The organism is Thalassotalea fusca (assembly GCF_053485835.1).
Genome location: NZ_JBQRUN010000004.1, coordinates 125,365 through 146,002, shown reverse-complemented (window position 1 = coordinate 146,002; position 20,638 = coordinate 125,365). Strand labels below are relative to the sequence as shown.

The 20,638-nt window shown below is 42.0% G+C and carries 20 protein-coding genes; 9 read left to right on the top strand and 11 right to left on the bottom strand.

Going from position 1 to position 20,638, the window contains the following annotated elements; genetic code table 11:
• Positions 1-7 precede the first annotated feature (7 nt).
• Positions 8-3,112 carry an efflux RND transporter permease subunit gene (locus tag ACSLUK_RS06755; protein WP_448547780.1) on the top strand — a complete coding sequence of 1,035 codons (3,105 nt, stop codon included), beginning with the start codon at positions 8-10 and terminating at the stop codon, positions 3,110-3,112.
• A gap of 57 nt (positions 3,113-3,169) precedes the next feature.
• Here ACSLUK_RS06755 and ACSLUK_RS06750 read toward each other — a convergent pair whose 3' ends face one another.
• Genes ACSLUK_RS06750 through ACSLUK_RS06740 form a run of 3 tightly spaced genes read right to left on the bottom strand, consistent with a single transcriptional unit; the run spans position 3,170 to position 4,655 of the window.
• Positions 3,170-3,697, bottom strand: a complete 528-nt coding sequence (locus tag ACSLUK_RS06750; RefSeq protein ID WP_448547779.1) for a GNAT family N-acetyltransferase — start codon at positions 3,695-3,697, stop codon at positions 3,170-3,172.
• A gap of 4 nt (positions 3,698-3,701) precedes the next feature.
• Positions 3,702-4,013, bottom strand: a complete 312-nt coding sequence (locus ACSLUK_RS06745) for an Mpo1-like protein (RefSeq protein WP_448547778.1) — start codon at positions 4,011-4,013, stop codon at positions 3,702-3,704.
• A 9-nt stretch (positions 4,014-4,022) separates the two neighbouring features.
• Positions 4,023-4,655 (bottom strand): LysE family translocator, encoded by a 633-nt coding sequence (locus tag ACSLUK_RS06740; RefSeq protein ID WP_448547777.1) that lies wholly within the window; start codon positions 4,653-4,655, stop codon positions 4,023-4,025.
• 136 nt (positions 4,656-4,791) lie between these two features.
• Here ACSLUK_RS06740 and rsuA point away from each other — a divergent pair, with 136 nt between their 5' ends.
• On the top strand, positions 4,792-5,484 hold the full coding sequence (gene rsuA / locus ACSLUK_RS06735; protein WP_448547776.1) for a 16S rRNA pseudouridine(516) synthase RsuA: 693 nt from the start codon (positions 4,792-4,794) through the stop codon (positions 5,482-5,484).
• A 133-nt stretch (positions 5,485-5,617) separates the two neighbouring features.
• Positions 5,618-5,905: a hypothetical protein gene (locus tag ACSLUK_RS06730; RefSeq protein WP_448547775.1), complete on the top strand. Its 288-nt coding sequence runs from the start codon at positions 5,618-5,620 to the stop codon at positions 5,903-5,905.
• A 103-nt stretch (positions 5,906-6,008) separates the two neighbouring features.
• Here ACSLUK_RS06730 and ACSLUK_RS06725 read toward each other — a convergent pair whose 3' ends face one another.
• Positions 6,009-7,715 carry an alkaline phosphatase gene (locus ACSLUK_RS06725; protein ID WP_448547774.1) on the bottom strand — a complete coding sequence of 569 codons (1,707 nt, stop codon included), beginning with the start codon at positions 7,713-7,715 and terminating at the stop codon, positions 6,009-6,011.
• A gap of 229 nt (positions 7,716-7,944) precedes the next feature.
• On the opposite strand from ACSLUK_RS06725, the gene ACSLUK_RS06720 reads away from it, so the two are divergent.
• Positions 7,945-8,475, top strand: a complete 531-nt coding sequence (locus ACSLUK_RS06720) for a GNAT family N-acetyltransferase (protein ID WP_448547773.1) — start codon at positions 7,945-7,947, stop codon at positions 8,473-8,475.
• A 73-nt stretch (positions 8,476-8,548) separates the two neighbouring features.
• Here ACSLUK_RS06720 and ACSLUK_RS06715 read toward each other — a convergent pair whose 3' ends face one another.
• The 3 genes from ACSLUK_RS06715 to ACSLUK_RS06705 all read right to left on the bottom strand — a co-directional run bounded on the left by ACSLUK_RS06715 (position 8,549) and on the right by ACSLUK_RS06705 (position 11,137).
• Positions 8,549-8,929 carry a YciI family protein gene (locus ACSLUK_RS06715; protein WP_448547772.1) on the bottom strand — a complete coding sequence of 127 codons (381 nt, stop codon included), beginning with the start codon at positions 8,927-8,929 and terminating at the stop codon, positions 8,549-8,551.
• A 17-nt stretch (positions 8,930-8,946) separates the two neighbouring features.
• Positions 8,947-9,792, bottom strand: coding sequence for a YciI family protein (locus ACSLUK_RS06710; RefSeq protein ID WP_448547771.1), 846 nt, complete (start codon positions 9,790-9,792; stop codon positions 8,947-8,949).
• 100 nt (positions 9,793-9,892) lie between these two features.
• Positions 9,893-11,137 (bottom strand): RNA polymerase sigma factor, encoded by a 1,245-nt coding sequence (locus tag ACSLUK_RS06705; RefSeq protein ID WP_448547770.1) that lies wholly within the window; start codon positions 11,135-11,137, stop codon positions 9,893-9,895.
• 153 nt (positions 11,138-11,290) lie between these two features.
• On the opposite strand from ACSLUK_RS06705, the gene ACSLUK_RS06700 reads away from it, so the two are divergent.
• The 5 genes from ACSLUK_RS06700 to ACSLUK_RS06680 all read left to right on the top strand — a co-directional run bounded on the left by ACSLUK_RS06700 (position 11,291) and on the right by ACSLUK_RS06680 (position 14,381).
• Complete coding sequence (locus ACSLUK_RS06700) at positions 11,291-11,758, top strand: DUF6265 family protein (RefSeq protein WP_448547769.1); 468 nt, start codon at positions 11,291-11,293, stop codon at positions 11,756-11,758.
• 49 nt (positions 11,759-11,807) lie between these two features.
• Positions 11,808-12,452, top strand: a complete 645-nt coding sequence (locus ACSLUK_RS06695) for a glycine-rich domain-containing protein (protein WP_448547768.1) — start codon at positions 11,808-11,810, stop codon at positions 12,450-12,452.
• A 25-nt stretch (positions 12,453-12,477) separates the two neighbouring features.
• Complete coding sequence (locus tag ACSLUK_RS06690) at positions 12,478-12,828, top strand: hypothetical protein (RefSeq protein ID WP_448547767.1); 351 nt, start codon at positions 12,478-12,480, stop codon at positions 12,826-12,828.
• A gap of 128 nt (positions 12,829-12,956) precedes the next feature.
• Positions 12,957-14,051, top strand: a complete 1,095-nt coding sequence (locus ACSLUK_RS06685) for a serine hydrolase domain-containing protein (RefSeq protein WP_448547766.1) — start codon at positions 12,957-12,959, stop codon at positions 14,049-14,051.
• Between the two features lie 120 nt (positions 14,052-14,171).
• Entirely contained in the window at positions 14,172-14,381 is a 210-nt protein-coding gene (locus ACSLUK_RS06680) for a glycine zipper domain-containing protein (RefSeq protein WP_448547765.1), read from the top strand.
• A gap of 42 nt (positions 14,382-14,423) precedes the next feature.
• Here ACSLUK_RS06680 and ACSLUK_RS06675 read toward each other — a convergent pair whose 3' ends face one another.
• From ACSLUK_RS06675 to mfd, 4 genes are all read right to left on the bottom strand, one after another.
• Positions 14,424-15,131, bottom strand: a complete 708-nt coding sequence (locus tag ACSLUK_RS06675; protein ID WP_448547764.1) for an aspartate/glutamate racemase family protein — start codon at positions 15,129-15,131, stop codon at positions 14,424-14,426.
• Between the two features lie 18 nt (positions 15,132-15,149).
• Positions 15,150-15,437, bottom strand: a complete 288-nt coding sequence (locus ACSLUK_RS06670; RefSeq protein ID WP_448547763.1) for a DUF1244 domain-containing protein — start codon at positions 15,435-15,437, stop codon at positions 15,150-15,152.
• A 1-nt stretch (position 15,438) separates the two neighbouring features.
• The gene (locus ACSLUK_RS06665; protein WP_448547762.1) at positions 15,439-16,971 is read right to left on the bottom strand and encodes a CsiV family protein; all 1,533 of its coding nucleotides are present in this window, start codon (positions 16,969-16,971) and stop codon (positions 15,439-15,441) included.
• Positions 16,972-17,083: 112 nt separating this feature from the next.
• Positions 17,084-20,605 carry a transcription-repair coupling factor gene (mfd, locus tag ACSLUK_RS06660; RefSeq protein ID WP_448547761.1) on the bottom strand — a complete coding sequence of 1,174 codons (3,522 nt, stop codon included), beginning with the start codon at positions 20,603-20,605 and terminating at the stop codon, positions 17,084-17,086.
• Between the last annotated feature and the right edge of the window lie 33 nt (positions 20,606-20,638).

Sequence of the window (20,638 nt, the reverse complement as noted above, 5' to 3'; positions counted from 1 at the left end):
GCGAGTTATGACTAACAGTAACGAGAGCTCAAAAACTGTGCCCAGTAAAATGATGAGTCAAACAAGTTGGCATCAACTACCCGTGAATGTTTGGTTATCTGTATTGTCGATTAGACGACCAGTGACAACAGTCATGGTGATGTTGTCGTTATTTATTACAGGGATTGTTGCAAGTAGATTACTACCACAAGAAAGCTGGCCGACATTAAGTGTACCGGTGGTATTTATCCAAGTGCCGTACTCTGGTGCAACGCCTGATGAAGTAGAGCGATTAATAACCCGACCTTTGGAAGAGGCTTTGGCAACATTAAGTGGTGTCACAGAAATGCATTCTCGGAGTCGTGCAGATTCGGCTGGTATTCGCTTGAACATGAAGCTAAATACTGATCTAGATAGCAAAATCTTGGAAGTACGAGAAAAAGTCGACATGGTGAGGCATCTGTTACCAGACGACGTACGTAGGGTATTTGTGCAAAAGTTTTCTACTGATGATATGCCTGTTGCCAGCCTAACGCTATCAAGCGAACAAGATTTAGCCTATGCGTACGACCTATTAAATAGAAACCTTAAACAGCCGCTAGAACGTTTGATTGGTGTCGGGAAAGTTGAATTTCGAGGTGTTGTTGAACCACAAATTCAAATTCAATTAGATGGAACGCGCATGGCGATGAACAGAGTCAACCAAGATGCGCTGGTACGAGACTTGAGGGCGAGTAATTTTCTCATTCGCTCTGGTGTGATTACCGACGGTGGCCGCCGCTATCGTGTATCACCACAAGGCGAATATAAATCGCTACAAGACATTCGTGACTTTCAGGTGAAAGCTGGTGTGAAATTGAGCGATGTGGCCGTTGTTTCACTAGTGACGCCTGAGCGAAATAGTCAAATACGTACTGACAGAAAGCCTTCGGTTGGCGTGGAGATATTTAAAGAGTCTGACGCCAATGTTGTCAAAGTCACTGATAACATCGTTGAGCTCGTTAATGAAATAAGCGCAAGTAAAGACTTACCTGGAGTTAAAATTGAAATCCGCGAAAATGCGGGTGAAGAGATTCAGGAGTCGTTAGCCGATCTGCTTGTTGCGGGTGCAATGGGCATAGTCATGTCATTCATCGTGCTGTTCTTCTTTCTGCGTAATGTACAAATAACGTTTATCGTTGTGGCGGCTGTACCTATTTCACTAAGTTTTGCTGTTGCCGGTATGTATTTTATGGGTTACACGTTAAACATGTTGACGTTGGCTGGTCTGTTTATAGCGGTTGGTTTGTTAATTGATAACTCAGTTGTTATTTGCGAGAGTATTCTTCAACAAAAAGACACTGACATGGATTTGTCCTCCAAAATATTGAATGGCGTGAACAAGGTCAGTATCGCAATTATTACGGGAACGCTTACTACAACGATCGTATTTTTGCCGTTATTAGTGGGCGAAGCCAATTTTCTAACATTGTTAATTGAGCAAATTGCTGTAGCTATTTGCTTACCTCTATTTGCTTCACTTATCATTGCCAAAACAGCTATTCCTTTATTGCTTAGCCGTGTTAATGAAAGCGCTATTTCTTCCGTTGTAATGGAAGGGCGTATGACCGTTTGGTATCGGAATGCGTTGCGATACATGCTTACGCATACTAAGAAGACTTTTCTGTTAATTTTTGCCCTGATTTTGAGCGCTGTATTTGCTAAACAAGCCATTAACGGTTACCAAGATCATGAGCGAGCAGAGCGAGAACTCTACATTCGCTACCATATTCAAGGTGACCATAAGATGGAAGAGGTCGCTAAAGCTGTCGATCAAATGGAAGCTTACCTGTACCAACATCAAGATGAATTTATGTTCACACAGGTGAATAGCCGTATTTGGTCTGGCTATGCATATTCTTCTTTAAAATTGAAAGAGGATATCGATATTCCTATCCACGAGCTGAAAGATAAGATTCGAGAAGGCTTTCCACCTATGGCGATAGCAAGACCTTCGTTTGAATGGTCAGAAAGTAAAGGGAAAGTTGTCCGAATTTCATTAAATGGTAGCTCTACTGAAAAGCTGAATGAATTAAGCGAAACGATCATTCCAATCCTTGCTGATATTCCAGAGTTCGCTGAAGTGGGAGTTGATGATGAATCTACTCGTCGAGAGCTGCTATTGCGGATAGACAGTACCAAAGTATCTCGATTAAATAAGTCTACCAGCGAAGTAGCAAGTCGCATTGCGACGGCATTACGAGGGGCCAATTTAAGGTCATTTAGAGATCCCAATTTAGGCGAAGTCGACATTCGATTGGTTTACCATGGCAGTGAATCTGTGCCATTGGCAGAGATTAAGGACTTGCCAATATTAGAGCACCAAGGTCGTATTATTACCTTACAACAGCTAGTCACTTTTGACAGCGAACCTGTGGCGCGTCAAATTACGCGTATCAATCGACGTACCTCGATGATGATTAATATTAACCTTAACGATATTAATCGCATGGAAGCGGCTGAAAAAATTGGCCATGTGTTGAAAGCCGTTGACTTCCCTCCGGGTTACGATTGGAGTTTGGGGAGACAGTTCCAAAATGATGATGAAGCCTTTAAAGACATGGGGACTAACATGATGTTAGCGCTGGCGTTAATCTTCATGGTGATGGCGGCACTGTTTGAATCGTTACTAATGCCGATTGCGATATTGTCGTCGATCGGTTTGGCGTTCATCGGGGTGTATTGGACATTCGCCATTATGGGCATGGGTTTGAGCTCAACCGCCATGATTGGGATGTTGATACTCATGGGGATTGTCGTAAATAATGGCATTGTTTTGATCGATCAAATCAACCAGTTGAAAGGTCGGGCTGATGATATTCTTGTGCCGATAGTGGAAGCGTGCGTCAGTCGTATTCGACCTATATTTATGACGGTAGCCACCACTATCATGGGTATGTTGCCATTGGCGTTTGCATCAACCAGCAATGAGGCTTACCCAATGTCAGTAGCCATTATTGGTGGCTTATTGTTTTCTACGTTTACTAGTTTATTCTTGGTGCCTTTTGGCTATTTAGTGTTGCTGAAACTCGGTGAGCGCACTGTTGCTAAATTTCGTCGAGCCAATGCATATGCTAGCAAACGCTTTTCATAATAAGGCGTAAGGAACGGGTTAGTATTTGGTTATGCTAACCCGTTAATTTGTTCACATTTAATCAGTGATTAATTCTTTGTAGAAATATACTGTTGCTGACATGCTGCCATCAGCATTTGAGGCAAAATTGGGAATTTCTCCAGCGGGTTGATATCCCAGTTTTCGATATAAATTTGATGCAGGATCGCCTTTTCGCGTATCCAAAACTAGTAAGCTGCGCTTATTTTTGCGGGCAAATGACTCCAATTCATTCATTAGCAATTGTGCTACACCTTGGCCTCTCGCAGTTGGGGCAACCATGAGCTTTTCCACCTCTGCGCGATGACGTCCGTTAGCTTTTTGTACCAAACCTAGCATAACAATACCTATAATCTTATGTTTGTTAGTGTTATCAATTGCAACCAAAAGGACTTGGTCTTCGCAGGTGATTTTACGCGATTGATCGAGCCAAAATTCTTGTGCCTCAGCTATCTCAAGTAGTGGAAGGAAGCCGATGGATGAGTCATCATCGACACATTGCACTAACAAAGTACTGAGCGCTGATATGTTTTCTTCAATGCTAGTGAGTCTTTCAATGGTAATCATTTTGTTATTGTCTTAATTTTCCTGTTAGTACATCTTTGAGCATGACCCAATCTGCTAAAAAGCTATACCACGGGTAGGTAAATGTGGCGGGTTTATTGTGTTCAAAGAAAAAATGTCCTATCCAAGCAAAGCCATAGCCCGCAACAGGCATCAGCCATAGTAATGTGTATATTTGCGTTATGATAGTGGTTACTAATAGCGCGATTACACACAAAGAGCCAATAACATGTAGTAAACGGCAAACGCGGTTTTGATGCTGACTCAAATAGAAAGGATAAAACTCTTTAAATGATTGGTAGGATTTTGTGGTTGGCATGTCTGACTCTTAGTTAACTTTGGTAAACAACACTTTTAAGCCTAGTAACGCCATAGCACCGCCCATTACGCGATCTAACCAATGTCCCATACGATGAAATTGTTCGCTAACTTTAGGTTGAGACAACATAATGCTAACAAAGCTAAACCAAGCAAACTGAATACACATTATCCAAGCACCATAAATGGCGAGATGGTGTAATGGCATATCGGGTGACAATATGATGGTGAACAGCGAAACAAAATAGATGGGGGCTTTTGGGTTTAGGGCATTACACACAAAGCCAAGACTAATGCTTTTAAGTGGTGTAGTTGCTTGTTTAGCTTGAGGGTTGCCTTGCGCTGGCGCATGGTTCGCCTTTGCAGTTAGCCCCTGGTAACCTAAATAGAGTAAGTACCCGCCACCGAGTATTTTAATTGCCCACAATGCTGTACTTGAATTAGCGATAATTGTCGCTAAACCAAACATAGAATATAACAAATGGATAGATAACCCTAAGGTAATACCTAAACTACACCACAACCCTGCAGCACGAGAATGATGAAGCGACTGTTGTGATACCAATACAAAATCTGGCCCGGGCGATGCGGCAGCAAGTAAATGAATTGATGAGATTAAGATCAGACCATGCATTAAATCCATATCTACCCCCAAAATCCTACGCATTAAACTGAAAACAGGGTTTTACTCTACCACTCACTAAAGCATGCAACAAACAGAACTTGCACATTGCGTTAGACTTTGGATAATGACGCGGTTGTCCACTGAAGGTATCGTAATGCGATTAGATAAATTTATTTGCAAAAGCACCGAATTAACACGTAATGAAGCAAAAAAAGTGCTGAAAATGGGAGAGGTTCGGGTTAATGGGGAAGTTGTCAAAAATGGTGCCACCCAAGTACATGAAAATAATGAAATCACGCTCGATGGTTATGTGTTAAGTGCGCGAACCTCTCGCTATATTATGCTGCATAAGCCTGCAGACACGATTTGTTCAAACGTTGATGAGGTATATCCTTCAGTACTGCATTATCTTGATGTTGATAAAGCGTTTGATCTACACATTGCCGGAAGATTAGACGCAGATACCACAGGTTTGGTGCTTGTTACTGACGATGGTCGCTGGTCGCACAATATTATTTCGCCTAAAAAAGCCTGTAAAAAGGTTTACCGAGTCTGGTTGCGCGATGCGATTGCAGATGATGTCGCCCAACGTTTTCTAGATGGTGTACAACTCCAAGGAGAGAAAACCCTCACATTACCCGCGCAGCTAACTGTAGTTGCAGAAAAGGAAGTGTTATTAACTATTGTGGAAGGCCGGTACCATCAAGTAAAACGTATGTTTGCCGCCGTAGGAAATCGTGTCGTTGGTTTACATCGTGAACAAATAGGCGACATTGTGCTTGATGAAACTCTAGATGAAGGGCAGTGGCGCTATCTTGATGAGAAGGAAGTCGCTCAATTTAAATAGGCTTGGATTTTTTATGATTTGTGATGCTTAAAAATCATTCAAAAAAAAGCTAAAGAAAACCATAGTGTTGCCGATTATTTGTTCAATGAGGTTTGATCATAACAATAACTAGATTGAATAAATGGGTAGTTGAATGGACTTTATCGATGATCTATTACCGGCTGCGTACGCGATGCGTTCGGAAGTACTTGCAAAAGACAAACGACAGCAGCCTAAAGCTAATAAACGTAAACAGTACAAATCAGTCAACCAAGATGTTGTTGAAACAACAACAGCTAGACAAAAGGATTCTTGGGATAGTGAAGAGCGTCGTTCTGGTGAAGATCGCCGTCAAAAAAAGCTAAATAGGGGACGCTTTTTGGAATCTCGTGAGGAAAAAGATCGTCGACAATTAGCAAATGCGTTGTTTTTAAAAATTTAGCACTCGTCACACACGTTCTAGTTTCTGCGTATCAGTAAAAAACGCCAAACAAAAAGTTGTTTAACCAAGTGATTGGCGTTTAGCTATATACGTGACACTGAGATCAGTCGTTTAACAAAGCAGCCATCATTTTTTGGCCTATTTCAACGTGGTGTTGCATAGTTGAAAATTGCTTGGTAACGCCTGTTGGTCCAAATGCATATACAGGCACAGGTGCGGCGGTATGTGTACCCGTTCCCCACACTACGTTTTGATCAGCGGCTAATGCACGACCAACTAAGTTAGCATGTAATTCATCACCATAGACGTAGAACTCTTTAAAGTCTGCAATCGCAGGGAATTCACTGGCTGCTAAGTATTTATGATCTGCTACATAGTACTCATTAGCTTCACGCTTGGTAACAATTTCGGCTTTATCGGCAGTCACCTTAATTTCACTGTGTGTATTAATGGCATCAGCCCATTGTTGGCCTGTTGTAGCACTGAAATCCCAATCAGCGTTAACCACTGTCATTATGTCGTAGAACGTGCCCGTTTGCGCGTGGAGTTTGTCTAATGTCGCTAGAGGACCGAAGTTAAAGTTTGGCTTGTATTCATGACCATTCATGCCATCGCCTGGTAACATTTGTCCTTCAGGCAAATCCTTACGCGAGTAGCTGAAGCCAAAGCTGCCTGTTTCATGGTCTGCCGTGACAACAACTAGCGTATCATCGCGATCTTTTACCCAGTCAAAAACAGCGGCAACCGCCTCATCGAACTTTAATAGTTCATGTAGCATCCAGCCAGCGTCATTAACGTGACCCGCCCAGTCGATTTGTCCGCCTTCAATCATCAGGAAGAAGCCATCTTCATCTTTTGATAAAATATCGAGTGCTTTAAGCGTCATATCGCGTAGTGAAGGTTGTGTACAGCTGTTGCCTTTTTTACATGCACTATAAGCAATACCGTCTTGCATACCTGAATTCGCAAATAATCCTAACAGTTTCGTGGCATCACTTGCCGCAAGTTGTTCCCCGTCAAATGCAAGTGCATAACCATGGTCGTTCTTTGCCTCAAGTATTAAGTTACGATCATCACTGCGCTTTGATTTCTTATACACGCTTTCTGGCGCACCAAGATCTGCCATCGCTTGACGGTCGTCTGCGTCTGTCTTGATATCTGATGGCAAAAATACGCGAGCACCGCCAGATAACATGACATCAACCGAACCGCTTGCAATTAATTGCTCAGCAATTTCAGGCTCTAGTGAACGATGTGGTTGATGTGCAGCGAATGCGGCAGGTGTAGCGTGGGTGATGCGCGTATCTGATACTAGTCCTGTGGCTTTACCCTGTTGCTTGGCTTTTTCTAAAATAGTTTCTACAACATTGCCATTATGGTCTAAGCCTATCATTTCTGAACCTGCCGCTAGGCCGGTTGCCAATTGTGTGGCCGAACAAGCCGAATCAACCACTAAACTACCTGTGTCACCATATGGCGCATTAAGTGATAAACCCAGTTGCCCAGCTTCACCTAGTTTAGATAAAGCAGTCGTACCGCCAGTGCTCTTGTAGGTTGAGTTAGGTGCACGACGCGCATATTCTTCCAGTAATCCTATTTGTTGAGCACCCATGCCATCACCAATCATTAAAATGATATTTTTTACTTGTGTGACTTCTACAGGCGGTACTTCTTTTATCACTTCAACTTCTTTGATTACTTCGACCTCTTTGATCACTTCAACAGTCTTAGTATCGTCATTACATCCTGAAAGTAGTGCGGTTGAGATGGCTAAAGCAAGCAAAGATTTACGTGTAGTAGACGTTGGCATATGTATCCTTTTATTCTTTGTTATTATGAAAATCGCCGCCAGTATAGGAATGAAATATGACAGATTTGTTGAGGATAATTGAACGTTCAATTACACGAACTGGTCGATAAGTGTATGAGTTTATTAGTATTGTAATATCGATAATTGGTATTATGATTAATGCAGTATTATTTGCCTAATTCGATTAGCAACCACTAAGAGCAAGTTGAATATTTCCGATTGAGTCACTATGAATTATCGAAAAGTCACTCGCGAAGACTATAAAGCGTTATCCGAGTATTACCGAAAAAACGAAACACACTTTAAACCTTGGCAACCCAAAACAGAACTTGGTTATCATGATGAAAGCCAGTGGAAGTCGCGTATTGAAGACCATTTAATCTCTCAAATGGCAGGCACCTGTTTTTATTTTGTTGCGATTGAACAAGGCAAAATTGTTGGCAATTGTACGCTTTCGCAAATTAGTCGAGGGCCTTTTCAAGCTTGTTATATTGGCTATGGTGTTTGTCGTTCGGTTGAAGGTAAAGGGGTCGCGAGTGGTTTGGTTGCTCATACGTTAAAGTTTGCTTTTGATACACTGCGGCTTAACCGTGTTATGGCAAACTACATGCCCCATAACAATCGTTCGGCGCGATTACTCAATAAACTAGGATTCATGCGTGAAGGCATTGCACGTAACTACTTAAAAATAAACGGGCGATGGGAAGATCATGTACTTACTGCACTGAACCGACGCGATTATGAGCATGTTTCATTTTAAATTGTGGCGGCAGGACTCAAGTTTTTGAGTATGCCGCCAACAAACTTTACGTTACTTGTTGTAAATGGAATGTTCAATTTGCAACATAGCGGTGGTTTTTCTCTTTTGCCAGTTCTCTAACCGGTCTAATTTCAATTGAGCCATAACGTGCTGGCGGTATTTGGCTTGCCACTTGTATTGCTTCATTGAGATCTTTCACATCTAACAGATAAAAGCCCGCCAGCTGCTCTTTCGTTTCAGCAAAAGGACCATCAGTGATTTGCAGTTTATTGTCACGTACCCGTAACACCGTCGCAGTTTGTGCCGACATCAGCGCCTCTCCGCCAAGTGAATAGCCACGTTCAGTGAGAGAGTCACCGCAATCAATACATTCCTGATTGAGTTCATCCCATTGTGATTGGCTGAATTCATCCATTTTTGATTCGTCTAAATAGACGAGTGCAACATATTTCATTGGCTATTCCTTCGTTATTATGGCTGTTCGCTTTCTTGCATGATCATCCAGGCAATACCAAATTTATCGGTTACCTGTCCGTATAATGGAGACCAAAACGTTTTTGACAATGGCATTTGAATATTCCCACTGTCTGCCAATGCATCAAAGGTACGGTGGGCTTCGTCTGCACTAGGTACTGTTAGGGTAATACTAAACCCACCAGCCCCCATGCCTTGGCAATCGTGATCGGTAGCCATAAATTGAGCATTACCGATCGAGAATTCACAATGCATGACTTTATTCTCATATCCTTCAGGAAGCATACCTTCAGGCATTGGTTCAGGACTCTCTGAAAATCGAATTAGTGCTGAAGTAGATGCACCCAAATGTTGTTGATAGTAGCTCAATGCTTCTTCACACTGGCCGTTGAAGAATAAATAGGTCTTGCAATCAAAGTTACGACTGCTGATGGCATTTTTAAGTTGTTCCTCTTGTTCACATACTTTACCGTCGGCGTCTATTTCCGAGAAGTCTGCCATTTCGAACAATGGACGAATTTCAATGTCTGACTCTTCTTCCATTGGGTTGGGGCACTTTTGCAACCATTCAATAGCTTCGTCCATAGAAGCTACATTCCATAGCCAATAGCCTGCTACCAGTTCACTTGTTTCAGGAAAAGGGCCTTTAGTTACAATGCGCTGTTCACCGCTAAAGCGTACTCTACAGCCCTCACTGCTTGGTTTTAACCCTTCGCCTGCTTCCATAATTCCTGCTTTGACTAAAGTTTCGTTAAAATTGCCCATTGCAGTTAACAATTCATTGCTAGGCATTTTACCTGCTTCTGAGCTCTTAGAAGCCTTAACTATTACCATAACTTTCATTTGTGATTCCTTATGTTAAATAACGTTAAAATTACGTTTGCACTAAATAGTCGAATAGAAAGATAGCAGATCGACATTTTTTCAAAAAAGGTGAAAAAATTTATTTATTCATTGCTTGGCCTTGTACTTGCTGAATCTTTCTGCGTAACAATCGTTGTTCTGGTACTTGGCTGGTTAAAGCCAATGCTTTGTCATACGCGTTTTCAGCTTCCGAATGCCTACCAAGTCGCGACAGCATTTCGCCTTTAGCAGCAAAAAGTAAATGGTACTTACTAAGTTTGCCGTCTGTGATGAGGTTTTCAATGATAGCTAACCCTTTAGCAGCACCTTCATGCATTGCAATGGCGATGGCGTAATTTAGTTCAACGACAGGTGTTGGCTCAACTTGGCGTAGAGTGGAATAAAGCGATACGATCTGTGACCAATCGGTTTGCTCGAATGATATTGCATGGGCATGAGTAGCAGAAATAGCTGCTTGAAGTGTGTAGAAACCGTAATTGCCTGACTTCAGCGATTGTTGAATCAATGCTGTGCCTTCAGCAATTAGTGCTTGCTCCCAAAGTGCACGGTCTTGGTTTTCGAGTAGAATGATATCACCGAGTTCATTAGTTCTAGCTTTACGTCTGGATTCGTGTAATAACATTAATGCTAATAACCCCTTCACTTCTGAGTCAGGTAATAGTTGATTTAAAAGCCGGGCTAATCTAATAGCTTCTAGTGTTAGAACGATGTTTGTCACATTGTCGCCAGTCGTTGCATTATAGCTTTCGTTGAATACCAGATAGATAACTGCCAGAACGGCATCTAGTCGTTGAGGTATTTCTTGAGGTGACGGCACTTCAATAGGAATGTTGGCATCTCTAATCTTAGTTTTACCGCGAACGATACGTTGCGCCATAGTAGTAGCAGAAACGAAATAGGCGCTGGCGATTTCTTCGGTGGTTAAACCGCAAACTTCACGTAGTGTCAGCGGGATTTGAATTTTCAGATCAATTGCTGGATGGCAACAAGTAAAAATCAGACGTAGTTGGTCATCATTGAGCGTTTGATCATCATAGCTCGCTTCATCATAGGAATTAGGTGTTACTTCATGCGTCCATTCAGTTAGCAAATCGTGATACCTTGTTTGGCGACGCAAAATGTCAATCGCTTTAAATTTACCTGCGGAGATAAGCCAACTTACGGGATTACGGGGAACGCCCGTATTGCCCCATTGTGCCAGTGCATCGCTAAATGCATCATGGAGCGCTTCTTCTGCAACGTCAAAATCACCTAATAGTCGCACCAGGGTTGCAAAGATACGGCGAGAATCTTTTTGGTAAATTTTAGCGATGATTTCGTTCATGGCATTCTTATTCCTTTAACTGAGTAATACGACTTTAAATGCAATGATATTGGAAGAAAAGATGTATTTGTTTTGCCAAGCATTAAAACCATTGTGTACAGGTTAGGGACTTGCTAGTGTATTTAATTATGAGATCGTAAGTGACTAAATGATATGTATAAAAAGAGCGTAAGTATTGTATTTTCGTTGTTGGCGCTTCAAACGGACGCATCGGCAGAGTCGTGCCAACAGCTTGAACAAGTAGCATGGTTACTTGGAAATTGGCAAGCAACGAGCGAAAAGTACATCACAAAGGAGACTTGGCGAAAAGTAAGTGCGAATACGTTTGAAGGGCGTGGTGAAACTTTAGCGACTCAGTCAAAAAAAATTGTTGGCATGGAGTCACTGCGATTAGTGGAAATGTCTGATGAGGTATTTTTTCTGGCGAAAGTAAAAAGCAATTCCTTACCAGTGGCATTCAAACTTATCCGCTGTGGTAATGATATTGCTGAGTTTTCTAATCCTGCGCATGATTTTCCACAAAAGCTGGTATATGAGCGTCACGGAGAAAATGCCTTAAATGTATTAGTTGCTGGTGAGCATGGTAAACAATTCTCGCTAGCGTATAAATTGGTTGAATAGCTAGTCGATAAACGATAAAAGATAAGCGATAAACGAAGGAAATATATCTATGGAAAACTTCTTTCTTGCTGGTTTTACAGCGTTATTTTTATTCATTTGGTATTTATATCGACGACACAAAGCACGTTTAGCTTTCATTCAAACGTATCAGTTTCCTGAAGCAATTAGTCGCGCAGTCAGTACTACTTACCCACATTTGGACGACAAACAAGTGGGTTTAGTGCTTGATGCGCTCAAGTCTTATTTTTTAATTGCGTATAAATCCAAGCAACAAGCGGTTGCCATGCCGTCGCAAGTAGTAGATGTTGCGTGGCATCAGTTTATTTTGTTTACCAAGAATTATCAGATGTTTTGTAAGAAAGGTTTGGGGCGCTTTCTTCACCATACACCTACCGAGGCAATGAAGTCGCCGACAAAAGCGCAGGAAGGGATTAAACGTACGTGGCGTCTAGCTTGCGCGCAAGACTTAATAAACCCGAAGCTACCAACCAAGTTGCCTATGTTATTTGCCATTGATGCACTACTTAAAATCGAAGATGGTTTTTTCTATTCACTTAATTGCAAAGACAAAAATTCACCTGCATATGGCAACAACTACTGTGCTTCACATATTGGTTGCTCATCTGGATGTAGTGGCTCATCGGGCGACTCTGGATCAGATAGTGGCTGTAGCAGTGGTTGCGGTGGCGATTAACATTACATGATTTTTGGAGTTTGAGATGGAAGATGTTTTTCAAGCGCTCGCAAGTATTCTAAAAGCACACTCAGAAGAATTGCATGTTGTAACAGACAACGAATGCCAGCTTTATGTTAATTCGCACAAACTCGACGCTAAGAAAAAAGCCATCTTTTTTGGCATGGTAAAACAAGCTAATGGTAAGGTGGCTTACCATTTGATGCCTGTGTATTGTAACCCTGAGTTACTCAATGATATTTCACCTTCACTTAGGAAAAAGATGCAAGGCAAGTCATGTTTCAGTTTTAAAGCTGTAGATAAAGAACTTTTTGAGGAATTGGAACAACTTACTGCTAACGGTTTGGCCGATTACGTTAAAAATGGAAAAGTGTAGGAACTACTAGTTCATCCTAAAAAGTAAGCCTTTTACCGCATTTTTCATGCAATATTTTTCAGTCTGACGATTATCTACAGCATGGCAATTAGTTGTTAACAAAGTTGTTTGAATGATAGGTATTTCAATTGGATAAAAGAACAGTGAACAAAGTCAGACTTACACTCCTGCTCAATATTTGCTTAACTGCTATATGTTTTGCAAAAAATGAACTTGATACCTCAATATTAAAAGCAAATGTTGAGACATACCTACAACAACAAGTTGAAAAAACTAATGCGCCTTCATTGTCGATTGCTGTGGGGCATAAAGGTCGGGTGCTTTTCTCAGCAGTTGCAGGACTTGCTGACAAGTCGCGTAATGTAAAGGCAGATATTTATACGCAATATCGTACAGGCTCGGTCTCGAAAGTAATTGGGACGGTGGCTTTCATGCCATTAATAGAACAAAACAAGGTGCGTCTTGACGATAAAATAAGGCGCTATTTGCCGTATTTGCCAACACATTATGACGACATTCAGGTTAAACACATCCTAACGCATACCAGCGGGATCAGGCATTATCGTTTTGGTGAATATGGCACTAATACTCATTATTCTACGTTGCAAGAGGCGACACGTGTTTTTCGAGAGGATCCATTGTTATTTGAACCTGGCAGTCGTTATACCTACACCACTTATGGGATAAACTTAATTCAAGGCATCATTGAAGAAAGGACACAACAGCCGCTATCTGATTATCTTCAAAACGTATTATTCGAGCCATTACAAATGACAAACACCGAGCTTGAAATTAAAGGGAATGCATCTAAGCACTACGCGGTTGGCTATCGTTCATTCCTTTCTTCGTTGCCCGTTAAAGAAATTGACGTTAGCAATAAATATATTGGGGGCGGTATGCGAACCACTCCAACAGATCTTGTAAAAATGGTGCAAGCCGTTGCGCACGGAAAAGTCATGAGTGAAAAAACGAAAGCACTTATGCTAACTGTACCTTTTTCCCAAGTAGCAAGTGACAGAGCGCTTGGGTGGCGCTGGTTGAATCACGACGGGCACAAAGGCATAGCTCATGGTGGTGCAATAAATGGCTTTGAATCCTTTTTGGTACATTTCATTGATACAGACATAACTGTTGCTGTTATGGTTAATCAGGATGGTTATGACCATACCAGCGACACACTGTATTCAGTCTTCGATATTGTAAAGACTGCGTCACAAAAATAATCTTTCGTTTTGTATCGTATCGAGATTTTAGCTACAACAAATGAGTATGTTTTCTACTCATAATACAATTGACTGGTATAAGATATAAATACTAGCTTGTTACGCACTAGAGAGAAAAGTATGGAACCTGAAACGGAAGAGCAGAAGCGGAATACAAAACGAGGAACCGAAAAGGGCATTGGTGTAGGGATCGCTCTTGGGGTTGCACTTGGCGCAGCATTTGACAATGTTGGTGTTGGATTAGCGCTCGGGATAGCGTTTGGTGTCGCGTTAGGACCAATGGTTTTTGGTAGAGGTTCAACAGACAAACCTGACAATGATGTTGAATAAGCGTCAGTCAAGTAAAAACCTAGTTGTTACTAAAAACTAGTTTTATTCGTCATTGCCGGCAAGTGCACGCTTCACCGCTGCTAACGCATGTACTTCTGTGGTATCAATAAGCGGTAAGTCACACATGTGTTGCTTAACCAGTAGACCTATTTCGGTACAACCGAGAATTGCTGCCTCAGCGCCTTGCGTGCTTTGTAATTCTTGTAACACGCTTAGATAGTAGTCTTGCGAACTAGGTTTTATTTCACCTAAACACAGCTCCTGATAAATTATTCGATGTACTTCGGCGCGTTGTGTTTCGTTAGGTGTGATGATCTCTAATTGGTAACGGTCTTGAAGACGTTGTTTGTAAAAAGGCTGCTCCATGGTAAAGGCTGTGCCGAGCAGAGCGATACGCTGAAAGCCTTTTGCAGTTATGTAATCGCCTGTTGCGTCGGCAATATGAATAAGTGGAATTGAAACCGCTTGCTGCACCTGTTCGGCGACAATATGCATGGTATTGGTACAAATTAGTATAAAGTCAGCACCTGCGGCTTCTACCTGTTTAGCGGCTGTAGCAAGTAACTCGCCAGCAGCTTGCCAATTACCCTGACGTTGAAGTGTTTCAATGGGGGCAAAGTCTACACTCACTAAGACAACCTTCGCTGAATGGAGGCCACCACATGTTTCCTTTACTGCGGTATTTACCAACTGGTAATAGTGTTGTGTGCTTTCCCAGCTCATGCCGCCAATTAGGCCAATTGTCTTCATTAGTGATAGTGCCTAGGGTTATTTCTTATTTTTAGCATTGAATATGGCTAATTGCTCTTCAGTTGCAGGCAACTGGTATTTTTCTTTCCATTCGGCGTACGGCATGCCATAAACTTGCTCGCGTGCTTCGTCAATGTCTACTTCAACGCCAAGTTTTTCGGCTTCTTGCACTGTCCATTTGGAAAAACAGTTGCGGCAAAAGCCTGCTAAGTTCATTAATTCAATATTCTGAACATCTTTACGAGCGTCTAAATGCGCCAGAAGACGTCTAAATACGGCGGCTTGAATTTCAATTTCTTTATCCATGTTATTCCTCTATTAAGTCTTGGCCAGAGTTGGCTTCTTCGATTGGTTTATCATAGCGTCTTACTTGCACTATCATGCCCATGTACGGGTGATCAAAGTAGTGAATTTCGCGACTGATAATACGTCGAGTCTGACTAAAATGAATTTGCGCTAATTCAACATCGTTTTCTGGCTGCAATGCAAGCGTTGCCTGCTGTGCAAGCGTAAGGTTTAAAATATTAAAGTCAGCCGTGATATTCAGAAAATTCTGGTTTAAATGTATGCGGAAGAAACCGTCCAAATACCATGGTTGAACAGGTGTTTGTGGTGCATCCAACAACGATTCATCATTTACGTGTTGCGTAACGTCATTTACTTGCAACGTTGCCAAGGTTTCAATTGGCGTGTTTTCCGGCGAAATACCCGGGAACTGTTGTAAAACCTTGTTAATGTGCTGAGCTGTTTGAAGTGCCTTGCTGTCAACGTTGTTTGTTAACGGTTGAGGAGTAGTGGTGCCATTTTCGAATATACTTGCGAGCTGTGCTTCTTGTTGTTCAAGTGCTTTTTTATCTGCCAGATATTGTTCTACTTGTTTCACGAAATTAGCTTGCAAATTGTCACCAGCCGACAACCTAACCGGTGTAGCCTTACTAAGTTCGTAGGCTTGCTGACGCCAGCCTAAGTGTAAAATAGGACGAAAATCACGACTACGGCTTAGTTGTTTAACAATATCTTGGAGCTTTAACGATTCTCGGCTTAATAAGTAAGGCTGTGTGCTGCTGGTGTCTTCTACACCGTCAATCCAACGTGGCATTGCTTCTATCAAGAAACCATTATATGAATACCGTGCAGGATTGACGTCTAGTTGATTAAATTGGTCTCGTGTTAACACACAAAAACTTGCTGGAAATGGTTCGACTAATTTACTGTAGTTAAGTTGTATCGGATCTAACGCTTCTTCGGCTGCCGCCAACCACATTTGTTGCTCTGGCGTTAATCCTTCCTCAATCGGGGCGACTTCAGGTGTAATGTCTGTGTGAACTTCATCTGTGCTGCTTGTCTGATCAGATTCTGCGAGCTGCGCTTGCTCTGAAAGAGTATTTATTACTGGCGAATTTTCAGCGGTTAGTTCACCGTGGGTAAAATTATTATCAGCGGAAAGGTCAGTGTCTGTATCTGCCTCTTCTTGTGGTAATACAGGAAGTTGTTCGATCTCTTTTAGCGTTTTAACTTCAAACAAGGAAGGTAGCTTTGGCATAGCGGCTAATGCAGCCAATGGATCTTTTCCGTCACTGCACAGAGGCAGAACTTGTTTTAGGCTGGCAATATCCGGTTGTAAATACGGTGACAATAAATCATAGAATCGACGGTACTTTGGTAATGGTTTTGCTTCGTCGAAATGCTCTCGAATGGTCGATTTGTCGGCTAACTGACTTAATAAGATAACTTCAACTTCAAACCATTTGCCGCTCCACCTGTCGGCTTGAGCAACAGGAGAATTTGTAGCAATGATTGCAGCGAGCAAACTCAATAATTGGATACGTTTGTTTCTCATTAAATTTCCAGCGTTTTAAAAGTCTTAATAATTAACCGCGTAGTTAGTTTATCAGAAGTTGTAATAATTTTATGTTTTATCAAGCAACTACTTTTCTATTCAGTCATTCAGATTATTTCGTTTTTTTACTTAAGTCATTCAGTATTTGTGTGACCAGTGTAAACCTAGATTGTGCATCAGCGGTTTTTTTATTGAGCTTAAGTTTGTTAGCTCCTTCCATTTTAAACACACTTGGTTGCTGTTGAATTAGGCCGATAATGAACATCGGGTCAATTTTTGTATCGTTGCTAAACTCCAGCGAACCACCTTGTGGTCCCATATCAATTCGGGATATACCAAGCTTCTGTGCTTTCAATTTCAACTTGGCGATCTGCACTAAGTTTTTGGTCGCCTGTGGCAATAAACCAAATCGGTCGATGAGTTCTACCTGTATGTCGTCTAACTCTTCATTTGAATTACTGCTGGCGATGCGTTTATACAAACTTAAACGCAAGCTAACATCAAAAATGTAGTCTTCAGGCAGTAGCGCAGGAATGCGTAAATCGACTTCCGTTTGTTTTGCCGTTACCTGATCCAGTGAAGGAGTTTTCCCTTCTTTAAGGGCTTGTACGGCGTTATCAAGCATTTCCATGTACAAGCTAAAACCTACCTGACTCATCGAGCCGCTCTGTTCTTCACCCAGTAATTCTCCCGCGCCACGAATTTCTAAGTCATGCGTAGCTAAGGTAAAGCCAGCGCCTAAGTCTTCCAATGATGCGATGGCTTCTAAACGTTTTTTCGCATCTTTAGTGATGAGTTTTTCATGTGGCGTGAGTAAATATGCATATGCCTGATGATGCGAACGACCTACACGTCCGCGTAATTGATGAAGTTGGGCAAGACCCAAGTGATCAGCGCGGTCCATGATAATAGTGTTGGCACTTGGTACATCGATACCGGTTTCGATAATCGTGGTACAAACCAGTACATTAAAGCGTTGGTGATAAAAATCACTCATGATGCGTTCGAGTTCACGCTCGCGCATTTGTCCATGTGCTGTAGTTACTTTCGCTTCCGGCAATAAAGCTTGTATTTCTTGTGCAGTACGTTCGATGGTATCTACATTATTGTGCAGGAAATACACTTGTCCACCACGCAATATTTCACGAAGAATTGACTCGCGGATAAGTTTTTCATCACGTTGTCTTACAAAGGTTTTTACCGCTAACCGTTTGGCTGGTGGCGTAGCAATGATTGACAAATCTCGCATGCCGCCCATCGCCATATTTAATGTGCGCGGAATTGGCGTTGCAGTGAGTGTGAGAATATCGACATTACTGCGCAGTTGCTTGATTTTCTCTTTTTGCTTAACACCAAATCGATGCTCTTCATCTACGATCAACAACCCAAGTGACTTATATTTGATCGTGTTTTGCAATAATTTGTGCGTGCCAATAAGTATATCAATTTGTCCTGATTCTACTTTGGCGACTATTTCGTTTTGTTGTTTGGCGGTTTTAAAGCGTGACAACACCTCAATAGATACGGGTAGGTTGGCAAAACGATCTTTAAAGTTTTCATAGTGTTGTTGGGCAAGTAGGGTGGTTGGCACTAACATCGCTACCTGCTTTCCGTCATTGACAGCGATAAACGCCGCACGCATGGCCACTTCGGTTTTACCAAAGCCAACATCACCACATACTAAGCGATCCATGGTCTTATCAGATAACATATCTGACACGACGGCGTTGATCGCTTGCTCTTGATCTAACGTTTCTTCAAAGCCGAAACTCGCGGCAAAGGCACGATATTCTTCTTTATCACGCTTAAAACTGTATCCTTTATTCGCCGCTCGATTGGCGTAAACATCTAGTAATTCTGCTGCAACGTCACGTACTTTTTCAGCGGCTTTCTGCTTAGCCTTACTCCAAGTGTCGTTACCTAACTTGTGTAACGGAGCGTGTTCAGGATCGTTACCAGAATAACGGCTGATTAAATGCAAAGAGGCAACTGGCACGTACAGTTTGGCATCGCCTGCATAACTAAGGGTTAAAAATTCGGTAGTAATCCCGCCAGTTTCAATGGTTTGTAGTCCCAAATACCGACCTATGCCATGTTCGATATGGACCACAGGTTGCCCAATAGACAATTCTGCTAAGTTTTTAAAGATGGCGTCTGTCTGCACATCTTTTTGTTTATGGCGACGGCGTGTTTGTTTGACGCGATCACCGAGTAGCTCAGTTTCAGTTATCAGTGCGATGCGATTTTTTTGAGCGGTGCCCTTACTTTGAAAAATAAAGCCGGTGGTTAAGGCATTGACGGTAACACCATAGTTGTCATCTGCCTCGATAAAGGCTTCGATACTAGAAAATACCTTGGGCGTTATGTCATTGCGTTTAAGTAACTCAAGTAAGGTTTCGCGTCGACCAGCACTTTCTGCGATAAAGAGTACTTTTTTCGGACTATCGTTGTCGCTCAAGAACACATTGAGTAGGTCGAAAGGCTGTTTTTGCTGTTGATCAATAGCAACAGATGGTAATGGTACTACGTCATAAACAATCTTGCCGCGCTCTGATGACGTTTCAGCTTCGTTGATAACACTCTGTGAAGTGTCGATGGTGACACGGTCAAATGGTTTTATGGCTGTGTAAAGCGCTTCGATATTCAGAAATAATTCGTTTGGCGGCAAAAGCGGGCGCGTTGGATCGTAGCGACGATCTTCGTAGCGGTAATCAATATCTAGCCAATATTGCTCAAGCGCTTTGTCGATATTACCATGTAAAATAACATTAGTGTCTGCAGGTAAATAGTCACAAAGTGTCGCTGTTTGCTCGAAAAATAATGGCAGATAGTATTCAACGCCAGCAGGCATAATACCGTTGCTTACTTGATGATAAATAGACTCTTTGTTAATCGTGCTTTGGAACGTGTCGCGATAACGTTGACGAAACAGATTAATGCCGGTTTCGTCCATTGGAAACTCATGTGCTGGTAGCAAGTGAATGTTGTCGACTTTATCGCTGGAACGTTGGTTTTCGGTGTCAAAAATGCGAATTTCTTCGATTTCGTCATCAAAGAAATCTAAACGATAAGGTGTTTGGCTGCCCATAGGGTACAGATCCAAAATCGACCCTCTGGCGGTAAACTCACCATGTTCCATTACCTGATCAACGTAACGATAACCACTCGCTTCAAGCTCAACTCTTAGCTGGTGTAGGTCTTTCTTATCGCCTTTATTCACCACAAAGCTATTGCTTTCAATATACGAACGTGGCGCCAATCGTTGGGCCAGTGTAGTTACAGGCACGATCACAATGCCGCTAGCTTGGCGCGACAACTGATAAAGGGTGGTTAACCGTTGAGAAATAATATCCTGATGGGGTGAGAATGAGTCATATGGGAGTGTCTCCCAATCAGGAAATAAACTCACGCTGATTTGGTGTTCAGCATTGAGGCTTAATAGCTCTTGTTCTATGCGAATAGCCGATGGCGTATCGCTGGTAACCACCAATGTTAAACGGTCACTTTGTCGCGCTGCATAGCTTAAAGCAACGCTAGCGCTGGAGTTGATTAAATTCAGCCAAGTCTTTTTGTCAGGAGATTTGCCACGACTGTGCGGAAGAACAGGGGAGAAAAGAAGATGACGTTTACTCATTTTTTCGCTATCGACTGTCTATTTCATTGAAAT